Source organism: Sphingomonas sp. TF3 (genome assembly GCF_003985085.1).
Taxonomy (GTDB): Bacteria; Pseudomonadota; Alphaproteobacteria; order Sphingomonadales; family Sphingomonadaceae; genus Sphingomonas.
The window spans coordinates 65,519-80,733 of record NZ_RWKS01000001.1 but is presented as its reverse complement, the minus strand read 5'-3'; the positions used below and the strand labels follow the sequence as shown (position 1 = coordinate 80,733).

Genomic DNA, 15,215 nt, shown 5'->3' with positions numbered 1-15,215 from the left:
TAGGGCGCGCGTTTCCGCCAATGCGGTGCACTGTCGAGAGCGGCCAGGGCTTGCTTGAAATTCATCGCTATCCTCTCCTGCCGAATGCAGGTCGTCTTAAGGCCGAGCTTTGTTGAATGACGGCTCTTGGTGGCATGGTCGGTGGTGTCAGCTCACGAGATCGGCTTTCAAACTCTTGCGAGCCGCCAGGAAACAGAGCGCCGCAGGTATCGCGACCAGAACCGAGAGCGTAAGCGCCCAGCGGATGCCGCCGGCTTCGCCGAGACCCCGCGCCGCCAGCACGTCGCTCAGCACGCCGACTGCGAGCGGGCCGAACCCCAGACCCACCAGGCTGATCACGAATAGCAAAACGGCAGTGGCGGTGGCGCGCATCGACGGCTGAACCAGCCCTTGGACGATCGCATAAGCCGGGCCGTAATACATCGCGTTGAGCGTGCCCGGCACGAGCAGCAAGGCGAACGCCAGCGCCAGCGAATCGACCCGGAAGGCGGCGACGTAGAAGGGCGTGCCGATGAGCACCGCGATGGCCGGGATCGTCATATGGGCGCGAATGTCGCGGCGGGCGAAATGATCGGCGAATCTGCCGCCAAGGACCGATCCGACCACGCCGGACAGGCCGAGGACGAGCCCCAGCATGATCCCCAGAAAGCCGACCGGCTTGAGCCCGAAACCGCTTGCCATCGAGGCGAGCTCGGCCGCGTGATTCCGGAAGAAGAAGGATCCGAGAAAGGCGTGCACGCTGTATTGGAGGAATGCCTTCATCGTCACCGCGGCGACGATGAAGCGATAGGTGCGCTTGGCCAGCAGGACCTTCAACGTCGATGTGAACGTTTCCTTGCTTTCCCCCGCAGCCGGGGCAGGCCGCGCCGGCGCGGTGAGGCGCGGCTCGAACAAGGTGAGCGCGACGAGGATCGCAACCAGGATGCCCGGCGCGCCGGCGACGAAGAATGCGGTCCGCCATCCCCAGTGGCTCGCGACGAGGCCGCCGATAACCATGCCGAGCAGTGCGCCGGCGGGCGCGCCGGCCATATAGATCGCAACCGCCGACGATCGCCGCTCGCGTGCCACATAGTCCGCGATCAGCGACAGTGCCGGAGGCGTGCATCCCGCCTCGCCGGTGCCGACGCCGACTCGCGCCAGCGCGAGGTGCGAGAAGCTCCGCGCGAAGCCGCACAGGATCGTGAACAGGCTCCAGACGCTGATTGCCGCCGCGATGATGTAAGGCCGATGCCCGCGCTCGGACAGCCGCGCTACCGGGATGCCCACCAGCGTATAGAATAATGCGAACGCCAGGCCGCTGAAGGCGCCGACCTGCCAGTCCGCCAGCCCGAGGTCGCGCTTGATCGGCTCGGCGAGGATCGAAAGCACCTGGCGGTCGAGGAAGCTCAGCATGTACACGACCATCAACAGGCCGATGGCGTATCTCGAATAGGCTGGGCTTGGCAGGGTCGGATGGCGCGGCAAGGTATCGGCGTCAACGCGATCGGACATCACCTGCCTTCCTTTTGGCTTAGCTGAACACCCCGTATCTCGCCCGGCTGTGGCCGGCGCAACAGTCCCTTCGCAGGGTCTTTGAAGTTGCCGCGCGGACCGACAGGGTTGGCCCATGAAGGTCCTTGTGATCGGCGCGACCGGCTATATCGGATCGCATATCGCGCAAAGGCTGGTGCGCGCGGGGCACGCGGTGTCGGGAACGGCGCGCTCGGCCGGCGCGGCCGAACGCGTGGCCGGGCTGGGCGCGCTTCCGGTGATCGGCGATCTGACCGAACTCGACACGCTCGATCGGGCAATCGCGGACGCCGACGCGGTGGTTTATGCGGCGCAGCTGCTTCTCGAGCCCGAGCACGATACGCTCGCCGCATTGGTCGAGCGGCTGGCGGGGGGCGGCAAGACACTGATCTTCACCTCGGGCTCCGGCGTGCTCAGCCAGAAGACCGATGGCGACTGGTCCGAAGACAGCTTCGCCGAAGCCGACGATTTCGTCCCGTCCAAGTGGCTCGTCCGGCGTGTCGAGACCGAAACACTGGTGCGAAGCGCAGGGGATCGCGGCGTGCGCGCAATGGTGGTGCGGCCGCCGATGATCTGGGGGCATGGCGGTTGCGGGCTTATCGAGGCCTTCTACGCTTCGGCCGCGCGAACCGGCGAGGTCTGCTATCTGGGGCGCGGACTGAACCTCTATTCGAACGTCCATGTCGATGATCTGGCGGAAGTCTATGCGCTGGCCATTGAGCGGGGCACGCCGGCCGCGCTCTATCACTGTGTCGCCGGGGAGGTGGCGCATCGGACGCTGGCCGAGCGTGTTGCCGCGCAGCTCGGTTGCGCGACACGCAGCATCGGTTTCGACGAGGCCGCCAAAATCTGGGGCAAGTTCCTCGCGCTCATCATCATGAGCACGTGCAGCCGCACGAGCTCGCCCCGTGCGCGCGCCGAGCTGGGCTGGACGCCGCGCCATCTCGATATGCTGTCCGACGTGGCACACGCCGCTTACCGGGGCGAATAGCGGTCCTGCGGCCGCTGCAAGACGGAGAATGAAATGCGCGCCGCTGTCGTCGATGCCCTGAATACGATCCCCTATCTGAGCGACGTTCCCGAACCATCGGAAACGCCGGGCGCGCTGCGCATCCGCGTCGAATGGGCCGGGCTCCAGCCCACGGACGTCCTGCGCGTGCGCGGGACCTATAAGAGCCCGGTATTTCCCTACATCGTCGGCGGTGAGGGCATTGGCCGGCTCGCCGACGGCACGCGCGTCTATTTCGGCCATTCGCTCCCGCAACAGGGTGCGATGTCGGAGATAACAATGGTTCCCGAGGCCGAGGTCTGGCCGATCCCCGAGGATGCCGACGCGCGCCAGGTGATCGCGCTCGCCCTTGCCGGAATCGGGGCGATCATTCCGCTTGAAGAGGCGCGGATCCAATCGGGCGATCGCGTGCTGATCCTCGGAGTGACGGGCCCGGTCGGGCAGATCGGCGCGCTCGTGGCACGTCAGCTGGGAGCAGGCGCGATCATTGGCGCGGCACGCTCGCTGGAGGCGCTGCAGCGTCTGAAGGAGCGCGGGATCGTCGATGCCTTCGTCCAGCTCGGGCAGGGCGACGACGATGCGGCGCTGGCGGCCGAAAAGGGCGATCGCGGCTATGATGTCGTGCTCGATCCCCTGTTCGGGGCGCCGGCCGAAGCCGCGATGCGATCGGTTGCCGAGGGCGGGCGGCTGATGAGCATCGGCACCCGCGCCGGACGGACGATGACCCTGACGCTGACCGAATTGCGGCGGCGGCATCATCATGGCGTCGATACCGGCGAACTCATCCGCTCCGCCGCGGAGCGCCAGGCCGCATTCATGCGCCTGCTCGGCTATGCCGAGGCGGGCAAATGGTCGATCGATACCGTGACCTATGCGCTGGACGATATCGAGGCGGCATGGGCGGCGCAAAACGGCAGCCCGCATGCGAAAATTCTCATCCAGGTCGCCCATGACGCTTGACCGCGAGCAGCGGCTGACTGACTGGCTGCGCACCCAGCCTGCGTTCGGCGAACGCTGCGAGATCGCCTCGTTGCAGCCATTGGCGGGCGGCCAGTCGAGCGAGCTCCTGAGCTTCCACTGCCGCCGCGCGCCCGATCTCCTCGAAGAACGATTCGTCGTCCGCTTTGAACAGCGCGGGAACCAGCTGTTCCTGACCCCCGATATCGTCCGGGAATATCGCATGATCGATGGAGTCGCGCGGCACAGCGCGGTGCCGGTCGCTGCGATGATGGGTGTCGAGGGAACCGGCGAAGTGCTCGGCGCCCCGTTCCTCGTCATGCGCCATATCGAAGGCCGCGCGCCGCTTGGCCGTCCGTCGATGCACGTCCAGGGCCTGCTGACCGAGCTCGATTCGGAGCAACGGACCATGCTTGCATTCAACGGTCTCGATGCCGTCGCCGGTATCCATGCCATCGACTGGCGGCATTCTCATCCTTTCCTTGTTGCAGGGGAAGAGGATGGCCGCGGCATCGACCGGCATCTGCGGCAGCTTGCCGTCTGGTATCGCTGGGCGGCCGCCGGCCGGGCCTTTCCGATCACCGATCAGGCGCTCGACTATCTGCTGCGGCATCGCCCGGGCCTCCACGACGAAGACGATGTGCTGCTCTGGGGAGACGCGCGGCCGGGCAACATCCTGTTCAGGCCGGACCGGTCGATCGCGGCGGTGCTGGACTGGGAGGGGGCGCTTGTCGGGCCGCGCAGCCTCGATATCGGCTATTGGATCATGATGGACCGCTTCCATGCCGAGAGTATCGGCATGGAACGATTGCCGGGGTGGCCGAGCGAGGCCGAAGTGATCCGCCATTATTGCGATGCCGCGCGGGCGGAGGTGCACGACCTCGACTATTTCATTCTCCTTGGCGCGTTCTTCATTGCCACCACGTTGATCCGGGCGACCGATATCGGAATCGAGGCCGGCCGGCTTCCGGCGGATACGCAGATGGCGCACGCCAACACCGCGACCCAGATCGTCGCCGAACGGCTCGGCATCGCGGTGCCGCCGCTATCTCCGGAATTCAGCGCGCATCGCGGCCTGGCGCCGGCGCCCGGCGCGAGCGGCTAGAGATACTGGCCGACCTCGACCAGATTGCCGTCGGGGTCGCGGAAATAGATCGACATCATCGCGCCGATGGCGCCGCCGCGCGCAATCGGCCCCTTTTCGATTTCGACGCCGCAATGCTCCAGATGCAGCGCGAAGGCGTCGATCGGCATGGAGGTGATCAGGCAAAAATCCGCGGCGCCGGGCGTTGGATGGCGCGCTTTCGGATCGAAGGTCCGGTCGGCCTGATGCACGTTGATTTTCTGATGGCCGAACGCCAGCGCGGTCGGCTTGCCCTCGGCTGCGTGCCGCTCGAAGCCCAGGACGCGGCAGTAGAATGCGCATGTCGTGTCGATCGATGCCACGGTCAGAACGAGATGGTCGATGCGATCGATCATTCTCCGGGCGCGATCAGGCGAAACGCGGCGACCGCGCGATCCCCGACCGGCAGCAATTCGAATCGCACCCTGGTGCCAATCGCGGCGCGCTCGTCGCCGAGCAGCGGCGCGAACAGGCGCGGCCCTTCGTCGAGTTCGACGATGCCGCCGCAGACCGGCAGCCGGTCAACAAATGCCGGATGATGCGCGATGTGGAGCCGGGTGAAGCTGTATACCGTACCTCCGCCGCTGGCTTGCTCGGCAGTGAAAGCGCCGCCACCGCAAACGTCGCAGGTCAGGACCGCGAGATGGACCGTCGCGCATTTGTCGCAGCGAAGCACTTCCAGCCTCCCCTCGTCGAGCGCTGCGAAGAAGTGCGCGGAGGCAGCATCGGGTGCGGGGATCGGGAGGGTCATCGGCCATGCTCCGCAGCACCGAGAATCATGCCGGCATGGTAATCGAACCGGCCACCGTCATTGGTGACCAGTATCGTTCCGGCCCGCGCGCATTGGCGCTCGCCCGCGGCGCCGCGCGCCTGCAGCACCGCCTCGACGACCGGGGTCATGCCCTGGAGATAATAGCCGGACAGGTGGCCCCCGCCGGTGTTGATCGGCATCCTGCTGCCGCCGGGGCCCGCGGCCCCGTTCGCATACGCCCGGCGCGCCTCGCCGGGGCCGTAAAAGCCATAGGCTTCGAGCGCCAGCAGCGGCGCGATGCTGAACGCATCATAGAATTGGCAGATGTCGATTTCGGCAGGGGACAGGCCAGTCGCCGCGAACAGCGCGCGCGCGGCGATGGTGCCGCCATGGTCGAGCGAACGGTCGAATCCGCGCCGGTCCGGTGTGCCGGGATGTCCTTCGGCGCTGGCAAGGATGTGCACCGCCGGCTGTGCGCCGTCGGCGGCGCGATCGCGCCGGCTGACAATCACCGCGACCGCGCCGTTGACCGGGGCAGCGCAATCGAACAGGCGCAGAGGTTCGGCGATATAGCGCGCGGCGAAATAGGCTTCGCGGGTCAGCGGCTTGCGAAACGATGCGTCGGGATTGAGCGCGGCCCAGGCCCGCGTCGTGATCGCGACATCGGCGAGAACCTCTTCACTCAGGCCATGTCGCGCCAGATAGCGTTGGGCGCTGAGCGCATAGACCGATGCGCCGCCGAACAGCCCGGCGCTGTAGCGCAGCCCTTCCATGCCGGCGCCGGTCTTGAGCCGGCCAAAGGCCTCGCCCATCCGCTTGCCGGGTGTGACGGGAGCGTCGGCAAACACGCATGCGACCACGTCCGCGAGGCCGGCGGATAAAGCCAGCGCCGCCGTCTGGATCGCGGCAAGCGCGCTGGCGCCCTCGCAGAGCGCGATGCGGTTGAGCTTGAGGTCGCGCAGGCCGAGCGCGCGTTGCAGGTCCAGCCCCAGCACAGCGTCGCTCGCGCCGCTGGTGCGGGATATGACGAGGCCGTCGATGGCAGCCGTGGCCAGCCCGGCATCCGCCACCGCGGCGATCACGGCCTCGCGCGCCATCTCCGCCGCACTTCGCCCGTCCTCCCGGTTCAGGCCGGCACGGCCCAGACCGATGATCGATGCGTCGAGTCCGCCGCGCCCGGTCAGACCAGGAACGCCAGATTGTCGATCGCCTCATCGCAATTGACGAGGACCACCGTCTTGCGCCTGATCCGGAAGCTGTCGCCGGCCGGCACCAGCACGTGCGTCGTGCGCCCGGCCCATGTGGTCAGATTGGCGCGCCGCGATTCGATCAGGATGAAGTTGGACTGCACTTCGACTTCGCCGTCATTTTCGCCGATCTCGATATTGGAGATCAGGCGGCGCAGACCGGATTGGGGCGCCTGCGAATGGCGGACCCCGGTATTGAGCTGCCGGATACGGCTCGAGAGCCGGGCGCGATTGTCATAGACATAGGAAACCTCGCGAGCCGGGTCGGCGCCCTGGCGCCTCGGCACCCAATAGAGCGTATCTTCGTCGGCCCAAAGGGCTTCCCACTCGTCATAGCGGTGCTCGTCCTGAAGCCGCGCCTCGAGATAGAGGAACTGTTCGACGGCGGCGGCGCTTAGCGCCGTCCGCTCGAGAGTCGCGGTCGTCACTGGCTTGCCTCCTGCGATGCGGCCATCACTTCACGATAATGGCTCCAGAAACCGCGCTGGCTGGTCTCGTCCATCAGCCCGGCAAGCTTGACGCCATTGGCGAGCACTTCCTCCTTGCCCAGCCCGCGCGACAGGATGATCCATTCGGGCTCCAGATTGGCGACGCCCATCTGGGTCAGCTCGCCGATTTCGGCATCGTCGGCGATCAGCATCCCGGCGGGCCCCATCGCGCCTTCGCAGCGGCGCAGCGTCCGCGCATTGAGATCGTCGGCACCTTCGAGGAAGACCGGGATGGTGTACTGGATCGAATGTTGCGGGCTCACCGGCTCGATCACCATGATGTTCATTTCGGCGAGCGACAGGTTGGGAAACAGCATCGAGTGCGGCGGTCCCTCGATCAGCCGGCGGCGGGCGTCCTCGGGGCCGTAAGCGTCGTCCATTGCCTTGACATAGACCGGCAACCGCTCGGGATCGATGCCGCCGGTCCAGCGGAACAGCCGGTCCCCCGCGGCGCGATAGTCGCTGGCATGGTCGATATCGGAATGCCCCATGCCGAAATCGCGCACCCGCGTCGGCGAGGTCGGCTTGCGGTCGCGCACGGTCGCAAAGGTGCGGTTGGCGGTGATCAGCGAACCGTGCACCATCGGCGCATGATAGCCGTCGACCTGATTTTCGACGATCATCTTCCAGTTGGAGCGCATCTTGTGCTTCATCCACCCGGCGGTGAGCTGGATGCGGCCGGTGGGCGAAAGCCCGAGCAGGGCGTCGATCAGTTCCGTGGCGTGGCCGAGATGCTCGCGCAGCGTCAATTGGTTCGGGATCAAATTGACGAAGATGAAACCGCCATAGCTGTCCATCCGGGCGACGGGCGTCAGGCCGGCATCCGCCTTGGAGAAATCGGGCGGATAGGCGCCTTCGTCGGGAAGCCCGATCAGCCGGCCATCCAGCGCGAAGGTCCAGGCGTGGTAGGGGCAGGTGATCCGCGAGCGATGCCCGGAAGCGGTCTGGCACAGCGTCGCGCCGCGATGCGGGCAGCGATTGTAGAAGACGCGGACCTCGCCGTCCTTGCCGCGCAACGCGATCAGCGACTGGGTGCCGACGCGCCGGACGACGAAGTCGCCCGAGTTGGGGATTTCGCTGTCGTGCGCGACGAAGCTCCAGCCGCGATGGAAGATCTGCTCCATCTCCTCGGCAAAGATCTGCGGGCTGGTGTAGAGCGAGCCATGGAGCCGGCCGTCCTGAACCAGATGGCGATAGTCGACCGTCGGCCGAATGTCGGGTGCGGTGGCCATCACGCCGTCTCCTTCTCGATCGCCCAGGGCAGCTTGCCCGGCTGCGTGAACATTGCCTGAATCGCGCGCTTATCGACCTTGTCGGTATTCCCACGCGGGAGCGCGGGCAGGATCGCAATGTGCTTCGGCACTTCGAACTTGGAGACGTTCTCGCGGCAATGCCGATCGAGCGCTTCCGGCGTGACGCTGGCGTCGCCGCGAACGGTCACGGCCGCCACCACCGCCTCGCCCCATTGCGGATGCGGCATGCCGAACACCGCGACTTCGGCAACGCCCTTATACTCGGCCAGCGCGTTCTCGATCGCCGTCGGATAGACGTTGAAGCCGCCGCTCACGATCATGTTGTGCTGGCGATCGCCGAGAAAGATATAGCCGCGCTCGTCCATCCGGCCGAAGTCGCCGGTCTTCAGCCATTTACCGAAGACGGTGTTCGCATTGAGTTCGGGCAGGTTCAGATAGCCCTGCATGACGGTGTCGCCGCCGATCCACACCAGGCCCAGCTCGCCGCGCGGGACTTCATTGCCCTCCTCGTCGCGGATCTGGATGTCGGCGTGCGGCATGGCCTTGCCGACCGAGCGCAGCAGCGCGACGTCCCCCGCCAGCGCCTGCTGGTGCCCGGGATTGTCGAGCAGGGCGACTGCGCCCGTCGATTCCGACACGCCGTAACGGTTGAGAAACTCGCAGCCGAGCGTCGCATAGGCGTCGCGGATCAGCGCGGGCGTCGCCGGCATCGTGCCATAGCAGATCTGGCGCAGCGACGACGTGTCCCAATGGCCGGTCTTCACGTCATCGACGATGCGGCGCAGCATCGTCGGGACTACGGTGACGGTGGTGACGCGGTGCTCCTCGATCAGATCTAGGAAACGCTCGGCCTGGAAATTCTCCAGCACCGTCGTCATTCCGGTGATGATGTTCATGCACATCGTGTTGATGTTGATGCCGGCCGGGTTCGTCACGTAAACGCGCACGTCCTGCCTGGTATAGCCGTTGACCATGTTGTTGAAGACGAGCGACGTCAGCAAATTGCGGTTGCTCAGCAGCACGCCCTTCGGATTTCCGGTGGTCCCCGAAGTGTAGCCGATCGCGCCCAGCGCCTCTTCTTCGAGCGGCGGCAGGTCCGGATTGGCGTCCGTGCTTGCGACCAGCCTGTCATAGTCGAGCGGCAGATCATGCGCCCCGCCGAACCCGATGATGATCCGCCCCTCGGCGGCAAGCTCCTCGTAATGTTCGGCAAGGCTGGCGGCGCATTTGGCCTCGACGAAAATCGCGCGGGCATCGCAGTCGCGGATGACGTGCATCATCTCGCGCGTCGAATAGCGCCAGTTCAGGCCCGCCCGAACCGCGCCGGTCTTCATGCACGCGAACCAATGCTCGGCGATCTCGATCCGGTTGTGCGACAGGATCGCCGTCCGCGTCCCCTTGGCGATGCCAAGATCCTGAAACACGCGCGCCAGTCGGCTCGAGCGCTCGTGCATCTCCGCCCAGCTGCTGCGTCGATCCGCGTCGATATAGGCGATTTCATCGGGAAATTTTTCGGCGCAGCGTCGCACGAAGTCGCGTAGGAACATTCCCGGCCCTCTCTTGCAGTCTTTGTATCGATAATTTCCGCTGGCCTAAGCGTATCGACACCCGAGTGTTAGCTCGCAGATGCTTTGCAAGGCATTGGATTTATCAATGGGTTTTTCGTCTGCCGGGCAGGTATGTCGCCGGCCCAAGGCATTGACGCATGACGGCGATGGGTTTTCGCTATCGCGCGATAACGCAAACTCTGCTGGCGAGGCTCGGGCTTTGCGCCGAATCTCTTTCGCATGAAGAACCGTTTCAAACAGGCGCTCCTCGACAAGCGGGCGCAGATAGGACTGTGGCAAGGCCTGGCGAGCGCCTATACGGCGGAAATCTGCGCCGGGGCGGGTTTCGACTGGCTGATGTTCGACGGGGAGCATAGTCCGACGGACGTCCCGATGCTGTTGTCGCAGCTCCAGGCGATCGGGGAGACCTCGGCGGAAGCTGTCGCCCGCCCGCCGGTGGGCGAGCCCTGGCTGATCAAGCAATATCTCGATCTCGGCTTCCGCACTCTGCTGATCCCGATGGTGAACAGCGCGGCGCAGGCGGCCGAGCTGGTCGCGGCGTGCCGTTATCCACCCGCGGGAGTTCGGGGCGTCGCGATGAGCCGGGCGTCGCGCTGGGGGCGCGACCGCGATTATCTGGCGCGCGCGGATAATGAAGTTTGTCTCCTTGTCCAGGTGGAAACCCGTGCGGGCATCGCCGCAGTCGAGGAAATCAGCGCCGTCGACGGGGTGGATGGAATTTTCATTGGCCCGGCCGATCTGTCCGCGTCGCTTGGCTATCGCGGCCAGCCTTCGTGCCCTGATGTCGTCGAGCAGATCGAGCGGGCAATCGGGGCCATCCGCGCCGCCGGCAAGGCGCCCGGCATATTGAGCGCCGATGTCGCCGCCGCGCGTCGCTATCTCGAGCTGGGCTGCCTGTTCGTGGCGGTCGGCACCGACATGGGCTTGCTGGCGCGGGCGACCGACGCATTGGCCGCCGAATTCGGGCGGGGACACAGCGTGCCGCTCCCGACCGGAACCTATTGACGCATCAACCTACTCTCTGATCGGCCAGCCTAAAGGCGCGGCGGCGCTCATTGCTGTCTCGACAGGCGATCGACCTGCAGCGCATCGCGAAAGCGCGGGAGTGCGGCCGCCAGCGCGACAATAGCGGTCGCGGCGGCGCCGCCAAGCACGATCGCCAGTGCCTTGCCGATCGCCATTCCCGAAGCATCGATCGCGGTGGACAATACCGCCACGAGCGTTGGCCCGACGCCGAACCCGATCAAAGTGATGACCATCGTGAATAGCGCTGAAACGCGGCCGCGCAGTTCGTTCGGCGTGATCAGCTGAAGCGCGGCGGCGGCCACGCCGAGGAAGGTCATCGCGAAGAAGTAATGCGGGATCATGCCCACGGCGAACGCCGCGGCATTGCCCCACAGCAAGCCGATGATCGCCGCCGGAACCGCGAAGGGCAGAGTGAACAGGAAGATCCGCAGATTGATGGTGGTATCGCCCCGCGCCGACTGACGGTCCACCCACCATCCCGTGGCGATCTGCCCGGGCAGCCCCGCGAAGATCAGCAGCGCGGCGATCGTCATACCGATGTGCACGGGCGCGACGTGCAACGTGCGCCCGAGCAGCGTCGGCGACCAGGCGAATGTCGAATTGACGATCATGCTCAGCGCACCGAAGGCGATGCACAGCAGCGCCAGCAATGCGGCATTGGTTTTCAGGAACCGGACGAGATGCGCCGTGCTGCCGGCCTCGGGAGCCGAGGTGCGGCCGAGGCGGGCCGGCTCGGGGAACAGGAAAGCGAGCAGCGCGAGGAACGGGCCGGGCAGGCCGGTGACGAAGAAGACCAGCCGCCAGCTGTGCAGTTCGCCGATGATCGGCACCGCGACGCTGGCGTGGGTGGTGCTCCACGCGACGACGAAGCCGCCGGCAAGGATGGCGATCGCCCCGCCGACCAGCCCGCCCATGATGAACACCGACATGGCCAGCGACAGGCGATGGCGCGGAAACGAGTCCGAGATCATCGAATAGGCCGCCGGCCCGAGCGCGGCTTCGCCCACGCCCACCAGCATCCGCGCGACGAACAGTTCGGAGAAGTTGGAGGCAAGCCCGCATGCCGCGGAAGCGATACCCCACAGCGCGACACTGACCGCGATCAGCGCCCGGCGCGAGGTGCGGTCGGCGATCCACCCCATTGCGAGGCCGATCGTGGTGTAGAAGATCGCGAAGGAAAAGCCGAGCAACAGGCTCGCCTGCACGTCGCTGATGCCCAAGTCGCGGCGGATCGGATCGACCAGCATCGTCATGATCTGCCGATCGACCATTGCGAACACCGAATAGACGAACAGGACCGCGATCGTCAGCCAGGCGACCGCCGGCGAAGGCCTCGACGGCTCGACTGAGGCGGTCATCTTACGGCTGGGCAACGCGGCCAACATTGTTTTCAGGCTCCGCGCGCAGGTTTTCAGGGCCGTTTTGCCGCGCCAGGACAGCGCGGACCGGAGTCAAAGCGTATCGCAGGCTGATCCAGGCGAGCGGGATCGTCAGGCAAGTCGTGGTTGCCAGCGACATGCCCAGCTTGGCTTCGTCCTGGAAAACATAATCGGTGAGGAACGCAGTGAAGGTCGGGCCCGCGCCCAGCCCGAGAAAGGTGAACACGCCGAGGAACAGCCCGGTCACCTGCCCGCGCAGCGTCGGCGGGACGAACAACTGCAGCGTGGCGCCCATGAACACGACGAACTGCAGCGCCACCACTTGCATGACCCCGTAAGCGATGAGGAACCACCATGGGTCGGTCAGGAAGAATGCCACGGCTCCGACCGGGATCGTGGCGGCGAGCAGCCAGGTGAAGAAGCGCAGATGCGCGTCGCGCATGCCGCGGCCGTACAGCCAGTCGACGAACATGCCCTTGACGATCATCGAGCCCGCTCCGACCAGGCTGATGACGCTGAGCGCGGGCCCGTATTGCGCGGGATGCCAGCCGAACTGGCGGCTCATATAGGTCGGCGCCCAGGACGTCAGGCTGTACATGGTGATCGAGATCGATGCGAAGCCGATCGCCATCGGCACCAATGCGCGCGCCTCGCTGCGCAGGAACGGGATCAGCGGCGGACGATCGGCCGCCGCGTTTGTCGATGCACCGCGCAGTGGCTCGCGGAAAGTGAAGATGAGCAGCGCGAGAAGCACGCCGGGCAGCCCGGTCAGTGCCAGCGCGATCTGCCATGGCTCCATATTCCCGACGATGGGCCAATGGCTGTGCTGGATCGTGGCGGCGAAGGCGATGCTCACGCCGCCGATGGCGAATGCGAGCGCGGCGCCGAGCTTGGCGCCCATCTGATAGATCGCCATCGCCGTGGTCAGCCGGCGCCGCGGAAAGCGATCGGTCAGCATCGAATAGGCGGCCGGCGTCAGTGCCGCCTCCCCAGCGCCGACGCCGACCCGGAACAGCAGCAGCCCGGCGAAGCTGCCGGCGAGCCCGCTAAGACCGGCGGACAGCGACCACAGGGTCACCCCGCCGAAGATCACCTTTCGCCGGGACGTGCGATCGGCGGCGAGGCCGAAAACATAGCCGAAGATACAATAAGCGACGCCGAAGGCCGGGCCGATGATCAGCCCCATCTGCACGTCGGACAGTCCGAGCGTCGCCTTGATCGGATCGACCAGCATCGAGATGACGATGCGATCGACGAAGGAGAGCGTGTAGAGCAGCAGCAGCACCGCCAGCATCCACCACGCCTCGATCGAAACGCGTTCGGGGCCGGCATCCAGAATGCGGTGCGACGCGGGCTCAACCACGCGTGGTCTCAAGCGCCGCGGCGCGGACCTTGAGCGCCTGCTTGTCGACCTTCATCATGGGGGTGACCGGGAGGGCGTCGATCAGCACGATCTGGTCGGGCGCCTTGTAATCGGCCAGCTCGGACCGGACCTTGCTCCGCACCGCCTCGAGCGAAGGCGGATTGGCAGGGTCCATCGGCACCACGAAGGCCACTCCGATCTCGCCGATCGTCGGGGCCGGCGTGCCGACCACCGCGACGCTGGCCACATCGGGCATCTCGCCGATGATGCGTTCCACTTCGATCGGATAGATGTTGTAGCCGCCGCGGATGTACATCTCGTTGGCGCGCCCGGCGAGAATGACGTTGCCGCTGTCGTCGAGCCTGCCGAAATCCCCGGTGAGCATCCAGCCATCGCCGATCAGCGCCTCGGCGGTCTTTTCGGGGTCGTTCCAATAGCCGACGGTGAGGGCTTTGGATCGCACCGCGATGCGCCCGACAGCTCCGGCCGGCACTTCGCTGCGATCATCGTCCAGGAACTTCAGCTCGACACCTACCTGCGGTCTGCCGACCGTCCGGTACTGGACATCGGCGCTGTCGCCGATCCGCGTGCCGGTCATCGATGGGCATTCGGTCATCGAATAGCGAACGATCAACGGCGCACCGATCGCGCGCGAGACCTGTTCGACAAGCTCGGGCGGTGCCGGCGCCGTCGCAGTGATGCCGACCGTGATGTGCGACAGGTCGGCGGAGCCAAGCCCCGGATGCGCGAGCAATTTGGTCCATTGCGTCGGCACCGCGCCGGCGATGTTGATGCGCTCGTCGACGAGGATCCGCAGCATCGCGTCGGCACTCCACGGCGTCGGCGCGACGACCAGCGTCATGCCGAAGGCGACCTGCTCCCACCCCTTGGACATGAAGCCGGCATGGGCGAAGGGGACCGAGCTGAGCTTGCGGGCCAGCGGCGCCGCCACCGGCCCGGCGGTGCGCACCGCATTGCGAAGATTATCGTGGGTGAAGCAGGCCCCCTTGGGCATTCCGGTGGTGCCGCTCGTCCAGATGATGACCGCGGCATCGTCTGGACGGCCGGCGTGCGGGGCAGCGCGCGTCGGTGCCTGGCGAAGCTTGGCCAGCTCGGAGCGGCGCACGACCCGGGGGCCGGCCTTGGGCTCCGGAGCATCATCCTCGACGATGATGAGCGCGGCGCCGGAGCGTTCGATGATCCCGTCGAACTCGCGCCGCCCGAGGCGCAGATTGACGCCGCTGGCGATTCCGCCGAGCAGCTGCGCCGCGGCGAAGCAGACCGCGTAATCGACGCCATTCTCGAGCGCGATCAGGACGATGGCGCCGGGCTCGACGCCGCGCTCGGCAAAGGCGCTGGCCACGCGCAGCGACTGATCGACCCATTCGCCATAAGTGATCCGGTTCGAGCCCTCGACAAAAGCTTCCTGGCCCGGAAACGCCCGCTCGGCGGCGAGAAGCAGGTCGGCGAAGGTCGGCAGCTCCGCATCGAGGAGGGGCGGAGCGTCGTCTTGCATCGGACTATTGCCTTGATGATGCCGCG

Annotated in this window: 14 protein-coding genes; 4 read left to right on the top strand and 10 right to left on the bottom strand. The window is 66.3% G+C overall.

Annotation, left to right across the window (positions count from 1 at the left end; genetic code table 11):
- Nucleotides 1-147: 147 nt before the first annotated feature.
- On the bottom strand, nucleotides 148-1,491 hold the full coding sequence (locus tag EJC47_RS00385) for a spinster family MFS transporter (protein ID WP_126845020.1): 1,344 nt from the start codon (nucleotides 1,489-1,491) through the stop codon (nucleotides 148-150).
- A 115-nt stretch (nucleotides 1,492-1,606) separates the two neighbouring features.
- Here EJC47_RS00385 and EJC47_RS00380 point away from each other — a divergent pair, with 115 nt between their 5' ends.
- Genes EJC47_RS00380 through EJC47_RS00370 form a run of 3 tightly spaced genes read left to right on the top strand, consistent with a single transcriptional unit; the run spans nucleotide 1,607 to nucleotide 4,580 of the window.
- On the top strand, nucleotides 1,607-2,500 hold the full coding sequence (locus tag EJC47_RS00380; protein ID WP_126845019.1) for an NAD-dependent epimerase/dehydratase family protein: 894 nt from the start codon (nucleotides 1,607-1,609) through the stop codon (nucleotides 2,498-2,500).
- A 33-nt stretch (nucleotides 2,501-2,533) separates the two neighbouring features.
- Nucleotides 2,534-3,478, top strand: coding sequence for a quinone oxidoreductase family protein (locus EJC47_RS00375; RefSeq protein WP_126845018.1), 945 nt, complete (start codon nucleotides 2,534-2,536; stop codon nucleotides 3,476-3,478).
- Nucleotides 3,468-4,580 (top strand): phosphotransferase family protein, encoded by a 1,113-nt coding sequence (locus tag EJC47_RS00370; RefSeq protein ID WP_185867504.1) that lies wholly within the window; start codon nucleotides 3,468-3,470, stop codon nucleotides 4,578-4,580. Before EJC47_RS00375 ends, EJC47_RS00370 begins: the two co-directional genes overlap by 11 nt.
- On the opposite strand, the gene EJC47_RS00365 is transcribed toward EJC47_RS00370, so the two are convergent.
- The 6 genes from EJC47_RS00365 to EJC47_RS00340 all read right to left on the bottom strand — a co-directional run bounded on the left by EJC47_RS00365 (nucleotide 4,577) and on the right by EJC47_RS00340 (nucleotide 9,884).
- On the bottom strand, nucleotides 4,577-4,954 hold the full coding sequence (locus tag EJC47_RS00365; RefSeq protein WP_126845016.1) for a VOC family protein: 378 nt from the start codon (nucleotides 4,952-4,954) through the stop codon (nucleotides 4,577-4,579). The two genes, EJC47_RS00370 and EJC47_RS00365, sit on opposite strands and share 4 nt — an antisense overlap.
- Nucleotides 4,951-5,349 carry a Zn-ribbon domain-containing OB-fold protein gene (locus EJC47_RS00360; RefSeq protein WP_126845015.1) on the bottom strand — a complete coding sequence of 133 codons (399 nt, stop codon included), beginning with the start codon at nucleotides 5,347-5,349 and terminating at the stop codon, nucleotides 4,951-4,953. The genes EJC47_RS00365 and EJC47_RS00360 overlap by 4 nt, the downstream gene beginning before the upstream one ends.
- On the bottom strand, nucleotides 5,346-6,446 hold the full coding sequence (locus EJC47_RS00355) for a thiolase family protein (RefSeq protein WP_126845014.1): 1,101 nt from the start codon (nucleotides 6,444-6,446) through the stop codon (nucleotides 5,346-5,348). The genes EJC47_RS00360 and EJC47_RS00355 overlap by 4 nt, the downstream gene beginning before the upstream one ends.
- Nucleotides 6,447-6,529: 83 nt before the next feature.
- Nucleotides 6,530-7,024: an aromatic-ring-hydroxylating dioxygenase subunit beta gene (locus EJC47_RS00350; protein ID WP_126845013.1), complete on the bottom strand. Its 495-nt coding sequence runs from the start codon at nucleotides 7,022-7,024 to the stop codon at nucleotides 6,530-6,532.
- A complete protein-coding gene (locus EJC47_RS00345; RefSeq protein WP_126845012.1) occupies nucleotides 7,021-8,316 on the bottom strand; it encodes an aromatic ring-hydroxylating oxygenase subunit alpha in 1,296 nt (431 codons plus the stop codon). Before EJC47_RS00345 ends, EJC47_RS00350 begins: the two co-directional genes overlap by 4 nt.
- A complete protein-coding gene (locus tag EJC47_RS00340) occupies nucleotides 8,316-9,884 on the bottom strand; it encodes a class I adenylate-forming enzyme family protein (RefSeq protein WP_126845011.1) in 1,569 nt (522 codons plus the stop codon). The genes EJC47_RS00345 and EJC47_RS00340 overlap by 1 nt, the downstream gene beginning before the upstream one ends.
- A gap of 240 nt (nucleotides 9,885-10,124) precedes the next feature.
- Here EJC47_RS00340 and EJC47_RS00335 point away from each other — a divergent pair, with 240 nt between their 5' ends.
- Nucleotides 10,125-10,910, top strand: coding sequence for an aldolase/citrate lyase family protein (locus EJC47_RS00335; protein ID WP_126845010.1), 786 nt, complete (start codon nucleotides 10,125-10,127; stop codon nucleotides 10,908-10,910).
- A gap of 47 nt (nucleotides 10,911-10,957) precedes the next feature.
- On the opposite strand, the gene EJC47_RS00330 is transcribed toward EJC47_RS00335, so the two are convergent.
- Genes EJC47_RS00330 through EJC47_RS00320 form a run of 3 tightly spaced genes read right to left on the bottom strand, consistent with a single transcriptional unit; the run spans nucleotide 10,958 to nucleotide 15,189 of the window.
- Nucleotides 10,958-12,289 carry an MFS transporter gene (locus tag EJC47_RS00330; protein ID WP_185867503.1) on the bottom strand — a complete coding sequence of 444 codons (1,332 nt, stop codon included), beginning with the start codon at nucleotides 12,287-12,289 and terminating at the stop codon, nucleotides 10,958-10,960.
- Between the two features lies 1 nt (nucleotide 12,290).
- Nucleotides 12,291-13,673, bottom strand: a complete 1,383-nt coding sequence (locus EJC47_RS00325; RefSeq protein ID WP_126845008.1) for an MFS transporter — start codon at nucleotides 13,671-13,673, stop codon at nucleotides 12,291-12,293.
- Entirely contained in the window at nucleotides 13,666-15,189 is a 1,524-nt protein-coding gene (locus EJC47_RS00320) for a class I adenylate-forming enzyme family protein (RefSeq protein WP_126845007.1), read from the bottom strand. The genes EJC47_RS00325 and EJC47_RS00320 overlap by 8 nt, the downstream gene beginning before the upstream one ends.
- Nucleotides 15,190-15,215: the final 26 nt, after the last annotated feature.